Origin of the sequence: Sinorhizobium kostiense (genome assembly GCF_017874595.1) — a bacterium.
GTDB classification, from domain to species: Bacteria; Pseudomonadota; Alphaproteobacteria; order Rhizobiales; family Rhizobiaceae; genus Sinorhizobium; species Sinorhizobium kostiense.
Genome location: NZ_JAGILA010000001.1, coordinates 1377310 through 1391814, shown reverse-complemented (window position 1 = coordinate 1391814; position 14505 = coordinate 1377310). Strand labels below are relative to the sequence as shown.

At 59.4% G+C, this 14505-nt stretch carries 13 protein-coding genes and 1 pseudogene; 7 read left to right on the top strand and 7 right to left on the bottom strand.

What is annotated here, in order from left to right:
• Positions 1–5: 5 nt before the first annotated feature.
• Entirely contained in the window at positions 6–2312 is a 2307-nt protein-coding gene (locus J2Z31_RS06295; RefSeq protein WP_209600988.1) for a type VI secretion system Vgr family protein, read from the bottom strand.
• 324 nt (positions 2313–2636) lie between these two features.
• Between J2Z31_RS06295 and J2Z31_RS06290 the strand changes: the two genes are divergently transcribed.
• Both J2Z31_RS06290 and J2Z31_RS06285 read left to right on the top strand, forming a co-directional pair.
• Positions 2637–4838 (top strand): caspase family protein, encoded by a 2202-nt coding sequence (locus J2Z31_RS06290; RefSeq protein WP_408022011.1) that lies wholly within the window; start codon positions 2637–2639, stop codon positions 4836–4838.
• Positions 4839–4878: 40 nt separating this feature from the next.
• The gene (locus tag J2Z31_RS06285) at positions 4879–5397 is read left to right on the top strand and encodes a hypothetical protein (protein ID WP_209600987.1); all 519 of its coding nucleotides are present in this window, start codon (positions 4879–4881) and stop codon (positions 5395–5397) included.
• Here the strand turns inward: J2Z31_RS06285 and J2Z31_RS06280 are convergent.
• Entirely contained in the window at positions 5348–7357 is a 2010-nt protein-coding gene (locus J2Z31_RS06280) for a glycosyltransferase (protein WP_328243206.1), read from the bottom strand. The genes J2Z31_RS06285 and J2Z31_RS06280 overlap by 50 nt on opposite strands.
• Positions 7358–8274: 917 nt before the next feature.
• Positions 8275–8583, bottom strand: a complete 309-nt coding sequence (locus tag J2Z31_RS06275) for a type II toxin-antitoxin system RelB/DinJ family antitoxin (protein ID WP_209600985.1) — start codon at positions 8581–8583, stop codon at positions 8275–8277.
• Between the two features lie 164 nt (positions 8584–8747).
• On the opposite strand from J2Z31_RS06275, the gene J2Z31_RS06270 reads away from it, so the two are divergent.
• The 5 genes and pseudogenes from J2Z31_RS06270 to J2Z31_RS29145 all read left to right on the top strand — a co-directional run.
• Positions 8748–9068: an ArsR/SmtB family transcription factor gene (locus tag J2Z31_RS06270; RefSeq protein WP_209600984.1), complete on the top strand. Its 321-nt coding sequence runs from the start codon at positions 8748–8750 to the stop codon at positions 9066–9068.
• Positions 9065–9511, top strand: a complete 447-nt coding sequence (locus tag J2Z31_RS06265) for an SRPBCC family protein (protein WP_209600983.1) — start codon at positions 9065–9067, stop codon at positions 9509–9511. Before J2Z31_RS06270 ends, J2Z31_RS06265 begins: the two co-directional genes overlap by 4 nt.
• A gap of 38 nt (positions 9512–9549) precedes the next feature.
• Positions 9550–9969, top strand: coding sequence for a GFA family protein (locus tag J2Z31_RS06260; protein ID WP_209600982.1), 420 nt, complete (start codon positions 9550–9552; stop codon positions 9967–9969).
• Positions 9970–10157: 188 nt separating this feature from the next.
• On the top strand, positions 10158–10784 hold the full coding sequence (locus J2Z31_RS06255; protein WP_209600981.1) for a glutathione S-transferase family protein: 627 nt from the start codon (positions 10158–10160) through the stop codon (positions 10782–10784).
• 187 nt (positions 10785–10971) lie between these two features.
• Positions 10972–11118, top strand: a pseudogene (locus J2Z31_RS29145) (alpha/beta fold hydrolase); the annotation flags it as partial.
• Between the two features lie 131 nt (positions 11119–11249).
• Here the strand turns inward: J2Z31_RS29145 and J2Z31_RS06245 are convergent.
• The 4 genes from J2Z31_RS06245 to J2Z31_RS06230 form a co-directional block, all read right to left on the bottom strand.
• Complete coding sequence (locus tag J2Z31_RS06245; protein WP_209600979.1) at positions 11250–12107, bottom strand: transporter substrate-binding domain-containing protein; 858 nt, start codon at positions 12105–12107, stop codon at positions 11250–11252.
• A gap of 68 nt (positions 12108–12175) precedes the next feature.
• A complete protein-coding gene (locus J2Z31_RS06240; RefSeq protein ID WP_234939269.1) occupies positions 12176–12958 on the bottom strand; it encodes an ABC transporter ATP-binding protein in 783 nt (260 codons plus the stop codon).
• A complete protein-coding gene (locus J2Z31_RS06235; RefSeq protein WP_209600978.1) occupies positions 12955–13677 on the bottom strand; it encodes an ABC transporter permease in 723 nt (240 codons plus the stop codon). Before J2Z31_RS06235 ends, J2Z31_RS06240 begins: the two co-directional genes overlap by 4 nt.
• Positions 13677–14396, bottom strand: a complete 720-nt coding sequence (locus J2Z31_RS06230; RefSeq protein ID WP_209600977.1) for an ABC transporter permease — start codon at positions 14394–14396, stop codon at positions 13677–13679. Before J2Z31_RS06230 ends, J2Z31_RS06235 begins: the two co-directional genes overlap by 1 nt.
• Positions 14397–14505: the final 109 nt, after the last annotated feature.

The window sequence follows — 14505 nt, the reverse complement described above, 5'->3', positions numbered from 1 at the left end:
TGCCCTCAGTTATGGTTGATCTTGCTACCCTTCCAAACGACCTCGCCCGAAGCCTTGCCGTTGAACTTGCCCTTGGCGTTCACAGTAATATCCTTACCTTCGATCGAAATGGTGCCGTCTTTCTTCATTGCAATGGCCGCCGAGCCGCACTTGATGACAACGGAATCGCCGGCATCGATAAGTAGGTCCTTTCCTATCTTTATCAGCCCATCCTCCCCCACCTCGACGGCGCTGCCCTTGGCGATCTTCAGCGCTCGGGCACCTCCGATCTCCGTCGAATCGTCATTGCCAACTTTAGCGCTGCGGCCCTTGCCGATCTCGCTCGTCTGTCCGCCGCCGATCTGCACGCTCTGGTCGCTGCCGATGTCCCAGCTGTCGGAGGTACCGATGTCATGGCTTTGGCTGCTGCCCACGCTCACCGACCGCGTCGCGCCGATGGTGTTCATCTGTGCCGCCCCGACCGATCTGGTTTCCGTCGCCCCGACCGAGTCGACGCGGGACGCGCCCACGGTTACCGTCTGGACGACGCCAACTGTCTGGGTGTGGTTGGAGCCGATCGTCTCGGTGGAATTCGAGCCGATGCTGATCGTTTCATCAACTCCGACGCTGAGCGAGCGGTTGAGCCCGACCGTCTCGGTATCGTTGGAGCCGATATTGACTGTTCGGTCGACGCCGACCTTCGTCGTCTTGTTGTTGCCGACATCCTCGTCGAGGTTCACGCCAACAGAATGCTTGGCATTGTTGTCGATGCGGTCCGACTGGTCGTGCTGGACAAGCTTGCTGCGGTCGTTCTTGATCAAGAGGTTGTGGTCCTTCTGGGCCTGGAAGTAGACCTCCTCCGATCCGGCCTTGTCTTCAAAGCGCAGCTCGTTCCAGCCTCCGCCGCCGGGCGAGGAATTCGTTTTCAGCCCCGATTGCGTTGCATTGCCCGGCAGCTCATAAGGAGGCATTTCCTTGCCGTTATAGACCCTGCCGGTGATGATCGGCCGGTCGGGGTCCCCCTCGAGGAAGTCGATGATAACCTCCTGGCCAATGCGTGGGATCTGGATGAACCCCCAGCCCGCACCTGCCCAGGTCTGGGAGACCCGCACGAAACAGGAGCTATTCTGGTCTTTCTTGCCGAGACGGTCCCAGTGGAACTGCACCTTTACCCGCGCGTATTTGTCCGTGAAGATCTCCTCACCCTTCGGGCCGACGACGGTCGCTGTCTGCGGGCCACGCATGATTGGCCGAGGCGTGATGCGCGGCGGCCGGTAAGCCAGCGATGTGGGCGCAACCTTCAGGCTCGCGCGGAAGGTCTCCTCTTCCGCATAGGCGGCGGGCCGGTAGCCGGGATCAAAAAGGCGGTAGTCGGCGCGAAGCACGAGATATTCGGCGTTTTGATCCTTGCGCGGGAAGTCTTCCAATTTGAACGTGCAACCCGAAGCGAGCCCGCGCACGGTGCCGGCGGCTGCGATCCGCTTGTGCGCGGCCTGGATTTCCTCGCGCCTCACGACGGCAACGGAATCGCCGCGACCGACGGTGAGGTGTGCGCCGGGATGACGGTAGTACTCTCCCCGGGATTCCGAATGACTGAAGGGCTGCGCCGATTGCGCCATCAGATCGGCGGCGGGCTTGGTGAAATCGTAGTCCGTGTGAGCATAGCTACCCGGGTGGACGGAGGCTGTCGCCACCCATTCGGTGATATATTCCTGGTCCCGTCGCGTCGGTTCGCCTTCCGCGCGGAACTTGACCGTCGCATAACCGGGCGCAGGCTTCAGCTTGTTCATGGCGTCGGCAAGAATAAGGGTGTGTTCGCCTTCGCCATACTCGAAGAAATACATGATGCCTTCATGCTCGAGCAGGCGTTGCACGAAGTCCAGGTCGGTTTCGTCATACTGAACGCAGTATTCCCGCGCCTCGTAGGAACCCTGCAACCGCTTTTCGAATTTCGCCGGCTTGTACTTCGAGAATATCTCCTCGGCGATTTCCGGAACACTCATGTTCTGGAAAATGCGACAATCGGTTGTATTTCCCAGCAGCCAAAGCCACGGCCGCACCTCCGCTTCGTAATAAGCGAAGCCTTCCTGTATGCGGATCAGGCGAAAATCCGTCACCAGCCCACTGAACCAGCGTTTGGGATCCCCGGACTCCCCCTCGACCGAAACCGGTTTTCCAAGGAGTTTCAGCGCGTCGACGTTCTCGTCGGGGCTGATAAATCCGACGGTGAAGGCGAAACAGCGGCTGATTTCGTCATGGCCGATAAGATGAGTGAAGGTCAGCGTCGCGGGGTCAAGCGGCGTCCGGACGATTGTCTTGCGATCTTCGGCCATGCGGAGAGTGCCCCCTGTCTCGTGACGCCGGCAGTCCTCGATGATCAACCTACCATAAAGACCAGCCGCCTCGAAAGACGCATGTCTTGCACCGTTCTATACTCCCCCGGTTGAGTATCGAACTCGAAATTTTCCCGCCAACTGACGGCGAGTTATGAATTTTTTCTTTTGGCTTGGACCTGCTTGGCGCAGATCCAGAGCGTGAAACCTCGCTATCTCACGTTGTCGCGAGCTGAGATCCGGCCAGAAATGCACCCGAACAACCTGGAACATTGGAAAGCACCCTGTTTTTCCCGGCTGCGAAACTGCAACAATTGCACTACTATGGCCATGCATATTCGCGACAATCAATTGAACGAAGCAGCAACTGGGCTTACCGGGCCAATGGTACAGAAAATTTCTTCCTTTCGGCTGAAATGGACTTTCCTGATCCCGCTGGTGGCGCTGTTTTTGGCAGCGTTCTCGTCGATGGCCTACGCGGAACGGCGAGCGGCTATCGTGGTCGGGAACGGCGAGTACAAATTTGCGCCTCTGGCAAATCCAAAAAACGACTCCAAGCTGATTGCAGCGACGCTGACGGAGCTTGGGTTCGATGTCCTGCTTTTCTACGACGTCAAGAAGGCAGCTGTTGACGATCTCGAGAATGCGATCCGCACGCATCTTCTCGGCGCCGAGATGTCTATTCTCTACTATGCGGGGCACGCGCTACAGCATGACGGGCGAAACCTGCTGCTACCCGTCGATGTACGAACGGGATCGGCGAAGGAGGTCATTGATGATGCCATCGCCCTCAATTCTCTCATTGACATCGTCAAGGACGATCCGGTTGGCGTCAAATTGGTTATCCTCGACGCCTGCCGCAATAATCCCCTCACGGCCAAAAAGGGACTGGAGGAGGGCTTGGCGAATATCGAGGCCGGCGCAGGTCAGGTTCTCATAGCCTTTGCCACTGGCGCCGGCGAGGTAGCTTACGACGGCACAGGCGTGAACAGCCCTTATTCGTCGGCGCTGGCCAATGCGCTTCAGCAGCCGGGACTCGACATCTATGACACGTTCAGAACCGTCCGTGGAGACGTGCGCCTCGCCACCAACGGATCCCAGATACCTTGGATCACTGGCTCGATCGAAACCAAATTCGTATTCCGGGCGAATGATCTCAGTAAAGCGCCATCGGAGGTCACGGCTGCCAATGAGGCGCTAACGATCGATCAGGTGCTCTGGTACTTCATTCAGGACAGCCCGGACCCGACGGACTTCGAACGCTTCGTCAAGGCGTTTCCAAAAAGCCAGCTTGCGGAGGAAGCACTCAAGCGCAGCAAGCTCCAGATTGCCGCGCTGAACCAGCGTGGGCTCTTTGTCACCGGCGCACTTGCCGCCACATCTATTTCCACTGAACCACCCGCCGGCGCCGATACTGCAGCCGCCGGGGCGGAGTTTGTCTTTCAGCAGGCCGGCGAGCGCGCCGTAAGCGAAACTTTTCGTATTTGGCCGCGCGAAATGCCAGCTACAGGAAGCGGAATGAAAACTCTGGTAACGGACTGCGACCTCTACGCAGCCGACCCAAACGACCCACAACGTGTTGTACCTGGTGTTACGAACGGGCTCGTGAATGTTCGCGATGGGCTGCGAGCCTGTGGCTTCGCGCTTGCTGGAGATCCCACAAATCCGCGGCTGCAATACCAATTTGGCCGAGTGCTGGAAATAGCCCGGCGCTATGACTGGGCAGAACACTTCTATGAGCTCGCCGGCGAGCAGCAATACAGCGCCGCACTCGTTAATCTCGGATATATGGCGCGTGTCGGGATGGGGCGCGAGGTCGATTACAAGCGTGCCTTTGATTTATACATGAAGGCGGCGTCGCTGGGAAATCTTAGAGCTAGGACGAATGTCGGATCGGCTTACATACGCGGCCAAGGCGTACCGAAAATCCCCGAGGAAGGGATTCTCTGGTACAAACTCGCGGCATCAAGCGGCTGGTCGAATGCAATTAATGCGTTGGGCGACAGCTTCCGCCGCGGCACAGGTGTGAAGAAGGATGATGTCGAGGCGGCAAAGCTTTATGCCGCCGCGGCCGATGCTGGGCAGATCGATGCGATCAACAATCTCGGCCGTGCCTATGTCAGCGGCTTGGGTGTCCAAAAAGACGTCAAACGAGGACTGGATCTGATGCTCCGAGCGACGGAGATGGGCAACCAGTATGCACCGTTTTACGCCGCTCGCCTGCTCCTGAAGGGCGATGGCGAGGTGTCGCGCGACACGAGTCGCGCGCTTGCTCTGTTCGAATTGTCAGCGCGCCGCGGGTTTGAAGACGCCTATCTTGAACTTTCGAAAGGTTACGCCCAAGGTTCCTTTGCCCGTGGAAAGCCGGACTTGCGGCGGGCCTATTTCAATGCATTGCTGGCGGCCCGTTTCAAGGTCGATAAGGCGGAACAGACACTGACCTCGGTTGGCGAGAAACTTGATGCCACCGCACGAAAAGCGGTCGAAGGCGAGGTCGAGCTGTTTGTTCAGCAAAACGGGCTCTGAGATTGTGACTTAGGTTTGCAAAAACACCGAGGGGGTGGCAGTGCGCGGGATTGTCGACGGAGCGCCATGGCACCTTTCGCTTGTCACGCCCAAGGGAGACATGGGCGCCATCGATTTGGCCGCGGAAGAGACGAGCCTGAATTACGTCTTAAACGACGCCACCCTCCAGGCAAAACCCAGAACCCTGATCTCGGTGCTGGGCACAATGCCCGCCAATCTTGCCGAGATTCTTGATACTGCTGTGCAGGCTTGCCGGACCGATGGCGAACTTCCAGTTGTTGTCCTGTCCGAACTGCGCCTGGACCTGATGGCCGCACGTTCGGCTCCTTTGGAATTCCTTCCAACGCGCCGGCACCTGCCGTCGGTCCCTAAGGTAAGCTACGGCAGATATGTTCGCCGGCGCTGGTCGCTGATCATGGCAAAATGGGACGTCTCCCAGGAAATTGCGCTGTCGCTGAGCATCGATGAATTTCTTGCCGCACAGATCGGCGCCGACATCGCACAGCAGCTCACGTGCGAGCAATCGCGGCATGCAAATGTCGGTCGGCCCGAATACTGAAGACGAGCTGCTCGATCGCCTTTGCGGCATCGACTGCGCCATTGACGAAGCCCAACCGCCCTGATCGCCGGCGAACCTCGGCCTGGAAGGATTCAGACAGCGCCAGGTCGAGGGTTGCCTCCACTCTATTCAATTCGGAGTGCCGCAAGCACAGGCCCAAACCCGCCGACTGGGCATAGACGGCGCGAAGATGCTGGTCGTCCATTTCCGGCGCTTCATTGGGCACAAAGATCGAGGGGATTCCCCCAAAGACGCTTTCATGGAAGCTGTTATAGCCGGCGTTGGTCACCAGGAGATCGATCGCCGAGAAACACTCAGCGAGAGGATAAAGGCTCCTGCTTGGAACCCTCCACCTATCCTCTTTGGAGGGCTTGGCAAGCGGATTGAGGATCTGGACCGTTTGCACCCCCCGCCTTCCCAGCCCGGCGAAAATGAGTTCGGGCAGCGTCGCAAAGTCGAAATTGCGCTGCGAGCCCAATTGTATTGCAACAGTGAAGCGGTTTGGATCGACGCCCAGCTTGGCGGCGGCCTCGCTCCGGGGGAAGCCCGAGCCCGGGTCCAGGAGGAGCAAGGGCGAGACGGCAACCGCGCCGGGCAAATCGCGTGTCGGCCCATGGTCCTCGTCATGAGCGAATTCGCCCGGCTCTATCACCATGTCGAATGCGTCCTGGGCATCCGGATTGAACGCATGATCGACACGCCACAGGGCACGGCGTATCCAGATCCAGGCCAGATCACGCCGACTTTGAGCAACTGCAATCAGTCCCGGAAAGGGCTTGTTCCCATCAAACACCACGGCCGAAACATCAAAGGCTTCCACCGCGCTCAGCAGCTCTTGCGCATACGCCCTGTTCCAGCTCTGGTCCGTGACGCCCATGGCCAGACCGCAAGGAATATAGTCCACGGCGTGGCCTCGCGCAAAAACCAGGGCGGCTCCCGCTGATCTCGTAAGGAAAATGGGATCGACGTCATCGGACATGCGCTCGGCGATGGCCATCAGGCGAGTGATGTGTCCCAGTCCTATACCGTTCGTGGCGACGAAAAGTATCCGGCGCCTTTCGCCCATACGTCTCGGCGGGAATCGCACCAAGCTGTCTTCAGCATCGCTTCCATTCGAAAAACCACTGACCGTCGTTCGGCTGTTTTTCAGGGCCGAGGCCGCAGGCAGTTCCAGATCATCGTAGAGGCGAGCCATGCGTCCCGGGTATTGGTCGATCGCAAACTTTCTCCGGACAAGTTCTCGCGCCGCGTTTGATTGCTGGACATAAGCGTGAGGCGAAGCAATGAAACGTTCGATGACGTCCGCCGTTTCGGCAATATCGCAGTAGGCGGCGCCATCTTCGAAGAGATCTTTGAATGAGGGATCGAGCACCGTTACCAGACCGCTGGCCATTGCTTCCGCCGCGCACAGTCCGAACGCCTCCACCCAATGCTTGCTGTGGAAATAGACGTAAAAGTCCAGGCGACTGAGAAAGTCGGGTACGCTTCTTTCCGCAAAGGCACGGATTTCCCAGTTCGAGCCGATCCACTGCTGGACCGTATCGGGAACACCGCCCAGGATTTTGATATTGAAACCAGCCCTCTCCGGATAGGCTGCGCGGAGGTCGTCCGCGCAATCGGGCCATTTCATCGGGTCCGCTCTCGTGTGTCGCCCCAGATTAACGGCGTTGGTTGGAGCGTTTCTCTGGTTTTGCGTCCATTCTGCGGGGTCGACCATGTTCCACAGATCGTGCCGAAGAAGCGTGGGCCCGCTAGGACCAAGACCTCCGAACTGAGACCTGACCTTCGGACCGACAGGAGCAAACACAACAGGAACACCGAAAAGGCGATCCAGAACACGCTCGACCACTGCGGGATCGTATTGCTGAACGTGTTGACCGTTGAACAGGGGATGATGAACAACACATACGACGCGACGAGGCTTTAAGCGCACCGGCGAAAGCGGCATCCGCTCGAACACGGCAGGATGGTGCGCCAGAAGAATGTCGCAGGTCGCCTGTTCCGATCCAGTCAGCCAAGCGGTGTTTGATTGCTCGATTGCCGCTGCCGTACGGCTGTCGAAGACGCCTCCTGGAGATTCCTGGTGCCCAAGGAAAGGCAGCAGTCCGCAGTTCAGGTCCCAACGCCTCGCCGCCTTCAGCTCGGCTCTCAGTGCGCTCGATGTGCCGCCGTGAAATCGTGGATCGGCCGCATGGACAACGTCAAAGTGCATCAGCCGATCCGGAGAACGATTTGAATTCCTGAGACAATCATACGCTCCCCATTGCCGCTCAGCATTGCTGTCATTGAAGCAATACGGTGAAGGGCACCGATCGCTGAAATGCTAGTACGCCGTTTGTCCGGACAGGGTCCGCCGATATCGAACTGGCAACTTGCGTACGACGACAGGTTTTTTTTGGACCGTCGTCTTCAATCGGCTTACGGCAGAAGCTCCGTAGCAACTGCGAGGATACCTGTTGAGGAAAGCCCTGTAGGATTCGCGTGTATTCAACCTTTGGGCGCGACGCCACGCCGCAGATTCGGCGGCAGTGGGAGGCGTGTTTTGACAGCTATTGGATTGGGGGAGCGGAGGTGTCGAAGACCGCCAGGACGGCACGCACGCCGTCAGAAACACCGAAAGGAGTACGGAAACACGGTTCAACAACACGAGAACGTCTCCTTCCGATAATAGTAAAGTTTACAGGTGATAAAACTTGAAGATTGATAGTATAGAATCTTCTTCCGGATAACAAGCGCCAACTCATAAGTAACGCGGCCGTAGACGTCTTTGCGTTGGCTGAGCTTAGCGCAGATCAACCCCGGTCTCGCCAGTCCCGCTTGGCTTCGCCAAGGTTATCCCGCTCCGGGCATTCAAAGCAAAGGGAGTATCGCACCCAATCAAGCCTCATCGGTCACCCGCCACGGCCGGGCGGCCGCCTGACGCTCGCGAAAGTGCGCATCGGCGTCAGCATCATCGAGGTCCGGTCGGGTGTCCTCGAGCGCCTGCAGCACCTTGGCGCGGAACCAGGCATCGTAAGCCTCGCTATGACTGACAAGTTCCAGCGGAAGTGCGCCTTCGTTCGCTGTCTGGGTTAATAAGATCCGACCGGCATCTGAGATCATCATGTCCATGTCTTCTAGAACCGCCGTGGCGCGCTCTTTGACGTCGGCCTCAATCCGGGTCTGGACCAGTACATTTGAAACCATATCCGTGTCTTCTTATTGCAATGCACCTGAATGACAAATTCCAAGGCCACTCCGAAGTTTCGTCCGAAATAAGCCTCGCTGCGATTATGCAGGTATTTGCCTGCACATGTTGACATGCAGGCAAATGCCTGCATGTATGACTCTTGTCCCGCACGGAGGCATCGATGGACGACGACAAGGTGTTCAAGGCCCTGGCCGATGCCAGCCGCAGGATGCTGCTCGACCGTCTTTGCGAGAGGAACGGTCAGACGCTCGGACAGCTCTGCGAGACGATGGACATGAAACGCCAGTCCGTGACCCAGCATCTTGGCCTCCTGGAACAGGCCAATCTCATCAGCACGGTGCGCCGCGGGCGCGAGAAGCTGCACTTCATCAACCCGGTTCCACTCTACGAAGTCTACGCGCGGTGGATCCGGAAGTTCGAGGAAGAACGCCTGAACCTACTCCACGACCTCAAGCAGGAACTTGAAAGGAAACAGACATGACCGAAAAATCAGCCAGCTTCGTCTACGTCACCTATATCCGCACGACGCCCGAAAAGGTGTTCGAAGCGATTACGCGGCCGGAAATGGCCCGCCGCTACTGGGGCCACGAGAACGTCTCGAAGGACTGGCGGCCCGGCTCCAAATGGCAGCATATCCGCACCGATGAGGCACGCACGGTCGATCTGGTGGGCGAAGTCATCGAAAGCGACCCGCCGAAGCGGCTCGTCATCAGTTGGGCGAACGAGAGCCAAAAGGACGACCCTGACCAATACAGCCGTGTCACCTTCGACATCGAACCGCAGGGGGAGATGGTCAAGCTGACCGTCGCGCATGACGAACTGCAGCCCGGCAGCGGCATGCTGAACGGGATCAGCAAGGGCTGGCCGCACGTGCTGTCCAGTATGAAGTCCTTCCTCGAAACCGGTCAGGGACTGGGCCTCTAAGTCGCGCACCGACACATCAGGAAAACAGGAGTGCCCCAATGAGCGGGAAGACCTACAAAGGCGGCTGCGCCTGCGGCGCGATCCGTTATGATACGAGCAGTGAACCCATCTTCGAGAACCACTGCCAATGCAGAGATTGCCAGAAACGAAGTGGAACCGGGCATGGGTCTTATCTGACATTCCCGCAGCGAGCCGACGTGAGAATTACCGGCAAAGCGTCGCTATGGAGCGTGGCCGCGGATAGCGGGAATGACAAGATTCATGCCTTCTGCCCTACATGCGGAACACCGGTCTACCTGACATTCGCGGCAATGCCGGATTTGATACCGGTCCACGCGACCAGCCTCGACGACCCAAGCCAATTCAACCCGCAAGCGCTCACATACAGCATCCGCGGCCATGTATGGGACCCGATTGATCCCTCGTTGCAGAAATTCGAACGGATGGTGCCCGGCTGAATTCCGCCAGGCGTATGCGAATAAACCTCGGTCACGGCGGTCCACGCCGACACCCTGGGCGGGTGTGTAGCTCAACGGCGAGAGAGCACCTCGCCCGAGTTTTTCGCGAACTTTTGTCGGCTCGGTGTTTCGTCCGACGTCCTTAGTCTAGAAAGCGATGATGGAAGTCGAGGCAGGAGGTAACTAAGATGATGACACTGTACGGATTGGGGCCGACGCGCTCGCTTCGCGCACTTTGGGCCCTTCAGGAGCTTGATGCGGAATTCGAGTTTGTGGCCGTCAACATTCTGGCCGGCGAAACCCGTCACCCCGACTTCCTTCGCCTCAATCCTGCCGGCAAACTTCCGGTGCTGGTTGACGGTGACTTTGTGCTCACGGAATCTGCCGCGATCGTCATGTACTTGGCGGAGAAGTACGGCGCCAAAGGACTGATGCCCGCCGACCTAAAGGAGCGGGCCCAGACATATCGATGGTCTCTGTTTGCGGTTACCGAACTCGAACAGCCCCTTTGGCGGATAGCCAAGCACACATTTTTGTATCCCGAAGACAAGCGTCTGCCGGAAGACATTGCCCTCGCCAGGGAAGAATTCGTGGCGATGGCAGCGGTGCTTGAACAGCGCATGGACGGGCGTGCGTTCATCGTCGGCGACAACATAACCATCGCCGATTGCGTCACCGCCTATGTCCTGGACTGGGGCAATGAAAACGGGCTGATTGACGACTTTCCGAATCTCAAAGCATACTTTGAGCGGATGTATGCTCGTCCCAAGGCACCCCAGCGAATTGCCGAAGCCATTGCAAGCCTCCAGAATTAGAAATCTGCGCTGATGGCATCAGAGCGGGCTCTGGCCAGGAGCGAGCCCACCGCCATCGTCAGTGCGTTTCTCGCCGGCTCCTGGTTTGTCCACATAGCGGCTGTCCGGCGTCTGCGCATAGCACGGCCGCTCAATCACCCCTTCACGAAGGATGCGACCCGGAAAGATCGACCCATAGCCGCCGCTCGACGCCTGCGACGCCCAGCTTCTTTATTTCGGCATGCGGGGTTACCGGGTCATCGCCCCTGATCGACGCGGCAACGGCCGATCCGATCAGCCATGGCACGGCAAGAACATGGATCAGTACGCCGACGACCTCGCCGAGCTGAACGAGGCGCATCTTGAAAATTGAATTTTGTGGCCGGTAGGCTGTTCGGCCCCGTGCTCTGACTTTGGGCATGACGGAGACGCCGCTTATTCCAAAGAACAGCGGCGCTCCCCTTGCGGCTGATACTTGAGGAAGTCTTATTGCGGCGTCAGATCGAAGCCGAACCACTTTTCCGAAAGGCGCTTGATGGTGCCATCCGCCTTTGCGGCGGCGATCGCATCGTCGAACATCGCCTTGAGCTCGGTGTCGCTCTTGCGCAGGCCCACGGAGCTGCCGGCGCCGAGGAAGCCGCCCTGGAAGCGCGGACCGGTAATCACCATGCTGCTGTTCGCGGGCTTTTCGACGGCCGTCTTCAGATAGCCCATCGAGGCCATGACAAAATCGACGCGACCGGCGATAAGGTCGAGGTCATGCTGCTCGGTCGTCTTGTACTCGCGCACCTCAACCGCATCCTTCAGATATTCATCGATGAACCGCGCCGCGATCGAAGCGCTCTGGACCCCAACCGTTTTGCCTTCGATGAGGGGCTTTAATTCCTCGGCGGCCTTGCGTGCACCCGCCTCGTTGGAGGCGAGTGAGAAGAGCTCGCCCTTCATCGGCAGCGTTTCGAGATCGCTGCCCTCCAGCGTCGCGAAAGCTTGACCCGTGCTGCCGTAGGACATCGAGAAGTCGATGACTTCCTTGCGCTTCTCCGTCGCCGACATGCCGGCCATGATGGCGTCGAACTTGCCGGCGTTCAGCGCCGGGATCATGCCGTCGAAGGCCTGCGGGACGATGGTGCATTCGACCTTCATGTGCGCGCAGAGGTATTTGCTGAGCTCGATCTCGTAGCCGTCCAGCGTTCCGTCCGGCTTTGTCAGGTTATAGGGCGGAAAAGCGCCTTCCGTGGCGATCGTGATCTTCGACCACTTCTTCCCTTCCGCTTGCGCGCTCGCGGCCAGGAGGCCGACGGCGACGGCAACTGCCGCCGCTATGGTCGCGGTTGATTTCTTCATTCTGCTATTCCCCTTGCTGTGGTGGTTGAGTGGGCCTTTTGCGGCGCGTGCCCGTTGACGAGGACGCCTCACTTGCTGATGAACTGCCGAAAACGCTCGGATTTGGAGTTGGTGAAGACCTCGTGCGGAGCGCCTTCCTCCTCGATCGCGCCCTTGTGCAGGAAGATGACGCGGCTCGAGACGTCGCGGGCAAATCCCATCTCGTGGGTGACGACCAGCATCGTCCTGCCCTCCTCAGCAAGCCCGCGCATGACGCGCAGGACCTCGCCGACGAGTTCCGGGTCGAGCGCCGAGGTCGGCTCGTCGAAAAGCATCGCCTTTGGCCGCATCGCGAGCGCACGGGCGATCGCAGCGCGCTGCTGCTGGCCGCCGGAAAGATGGGCAGGATAATGATTGCGCTTGTCGGCGATGCCGACCTTGCCTAGCAGCGCCTCCGCCTCCTCGATCGCCTCGCTCCGCGGCCGCTTCAGGACGTGGATGGGCGCCTCGATGACGTTTTCCAGCACAGTCTTGTGAGACCACAGATTGAAGCTCTGGAACACCATGCCGAGTTCGGAGCGGATGCGGTCGACCTGCCTCTGATCGGCCGGTCGGCTCTTGCCGCTGCTCGCGGTCCTGAGGCGGATCGTCTCGCCGGCGACTGCAATCGTGCCAGAATCCGGGACTTCGAGCATGTTGATGCAGCGCAGCAGCGTCGATTTTCCGGAGCCCGACGAACCCAGGATGGAGATAACCTCGCCCTCACTGGCGTCGAGCGATATGCCTTTCAGCACCTCGAGCGGCCCGAACCTCTTGTGGAGATCCCGGAGGCCGATGGCGACGGGTGACGTGGATTTGGCGGGAATGTTCAATGTGCTTCTCCCTTCAGTTCGCCGTGGATCGCCAGCGGCTGGCGCTGATGCGGAGTCAGCCGGTACTCGATGAAGGCGATGAGCCTGGTCAAAAGGAAATTGATGGCGAGATAGATCGCCCCGGCAACGACGAAGACCTCGATCACCCGGTAGCTCTCCGAAATGATCCGCGCGGCGACGCCGGTGATCTCCATCAGAGTGATGATCGACGCAAGCGACGTCGCCTTGACCATCGAGATCATCTCATTGCCGTAGCCGGGCAGTGCCTGGCGGATTGCGAGCGGCATGACGATGCGGCGGAAGATCATGAAGCGCGGCATGCCGCAGGCGCGCGCCGCTTCGACCTGGCCGTGCGGCACCGACAGCAGGCCGCCACGGATGATCTCGCTGGCATAGGCCGCCGTATTCAGCATCAGCGCCAGCACTGCGCACCAATAGGGCTCGCGCAATATCGGCCAGAAGATGCTGTGCCTGACGGCTGCGAATTGGCTGAGCCCGTAATAGATCAGGAATATCTGGACGAGCAGCGGCGTTCCGCGAAAGACGAATACATAAGCGCGTGCAAACCAGTCCAATACGAGGATGCCCGAGAGGCGGGCAAGCGCAAGAGCAAGAGCTACCACCGAACCGAGCGCGATTGCCGTCACCGCCAGCTCGAGCGTCAGCGGCAGTGCCGAAAGAAGGCTCATCAGGGTTTCGGAGGCAAAGGCGATATCCATCAGCCCCTCCTGACGCCGCGTGAGAACCAGTGCTCCGAGGCATTCAGGAACGCGCCCGAAACGGTCGAGATCGCGAGATAGATCATCGCGGCAACGAAATAGAAATCGAAGGGCAGGCTGGTCGACCCGGCGCCAATCTGCGCCTGCCGCAACAGTTCGACCACGCCGGTAACCGAAACGAGCGCGGATTCCTTCAGCACCACCTGCCAGACATTGCCCAGCCCCGGCAGCGCGTGGCGCAGCGTCAGCGGCGCGGTGATGCGGCGGAATCGGAGCACCCGCCCCATACCACAGGCAGTCGCCGCCTCGAGCTCGCCGGGATGAACCGCGCGAAACGCGCCGCGGAAGACTTCGGTCTGCTGCGCGCCCGACGTCACGCCGACGGCGAGCGCGCCGGCGACGAAGCCCGGGAAACTGACGAAGCCTTCGGCTCCGAAGAACTGCCCGACAGCCGTCACAACGGCGCTGCCGCCGAAATAGAAAAGATAGATGACGAGCAGGTCGGGTATCCCGCGCAGGATGGTCGTATAGGCTTCGGCAATCGCGCGGGGAACCGGACCGCCGGAAATCTTTGCCCAGGCGCCGAAGGTGCCGATGACGCTGCCGATCGCAATACCTGCGAGCGCAATGAGGATCGTCATCCACGCGCCTGCGGCGAGCACATGGCCCCAGCCGTCAGGCCCAAAGCTGACGATGTCGAGGAAACCGGGGCTGTTCATGGGGAGGTTGTTCCTCTGCCGGAGCGCCCGCTGATTACGTGGCTGTTCATGACTGGCAATCCGCTTTGCGGGGCCGGCGGGCTCTTAAGGTGCGCCCGCCCGCCTCTTC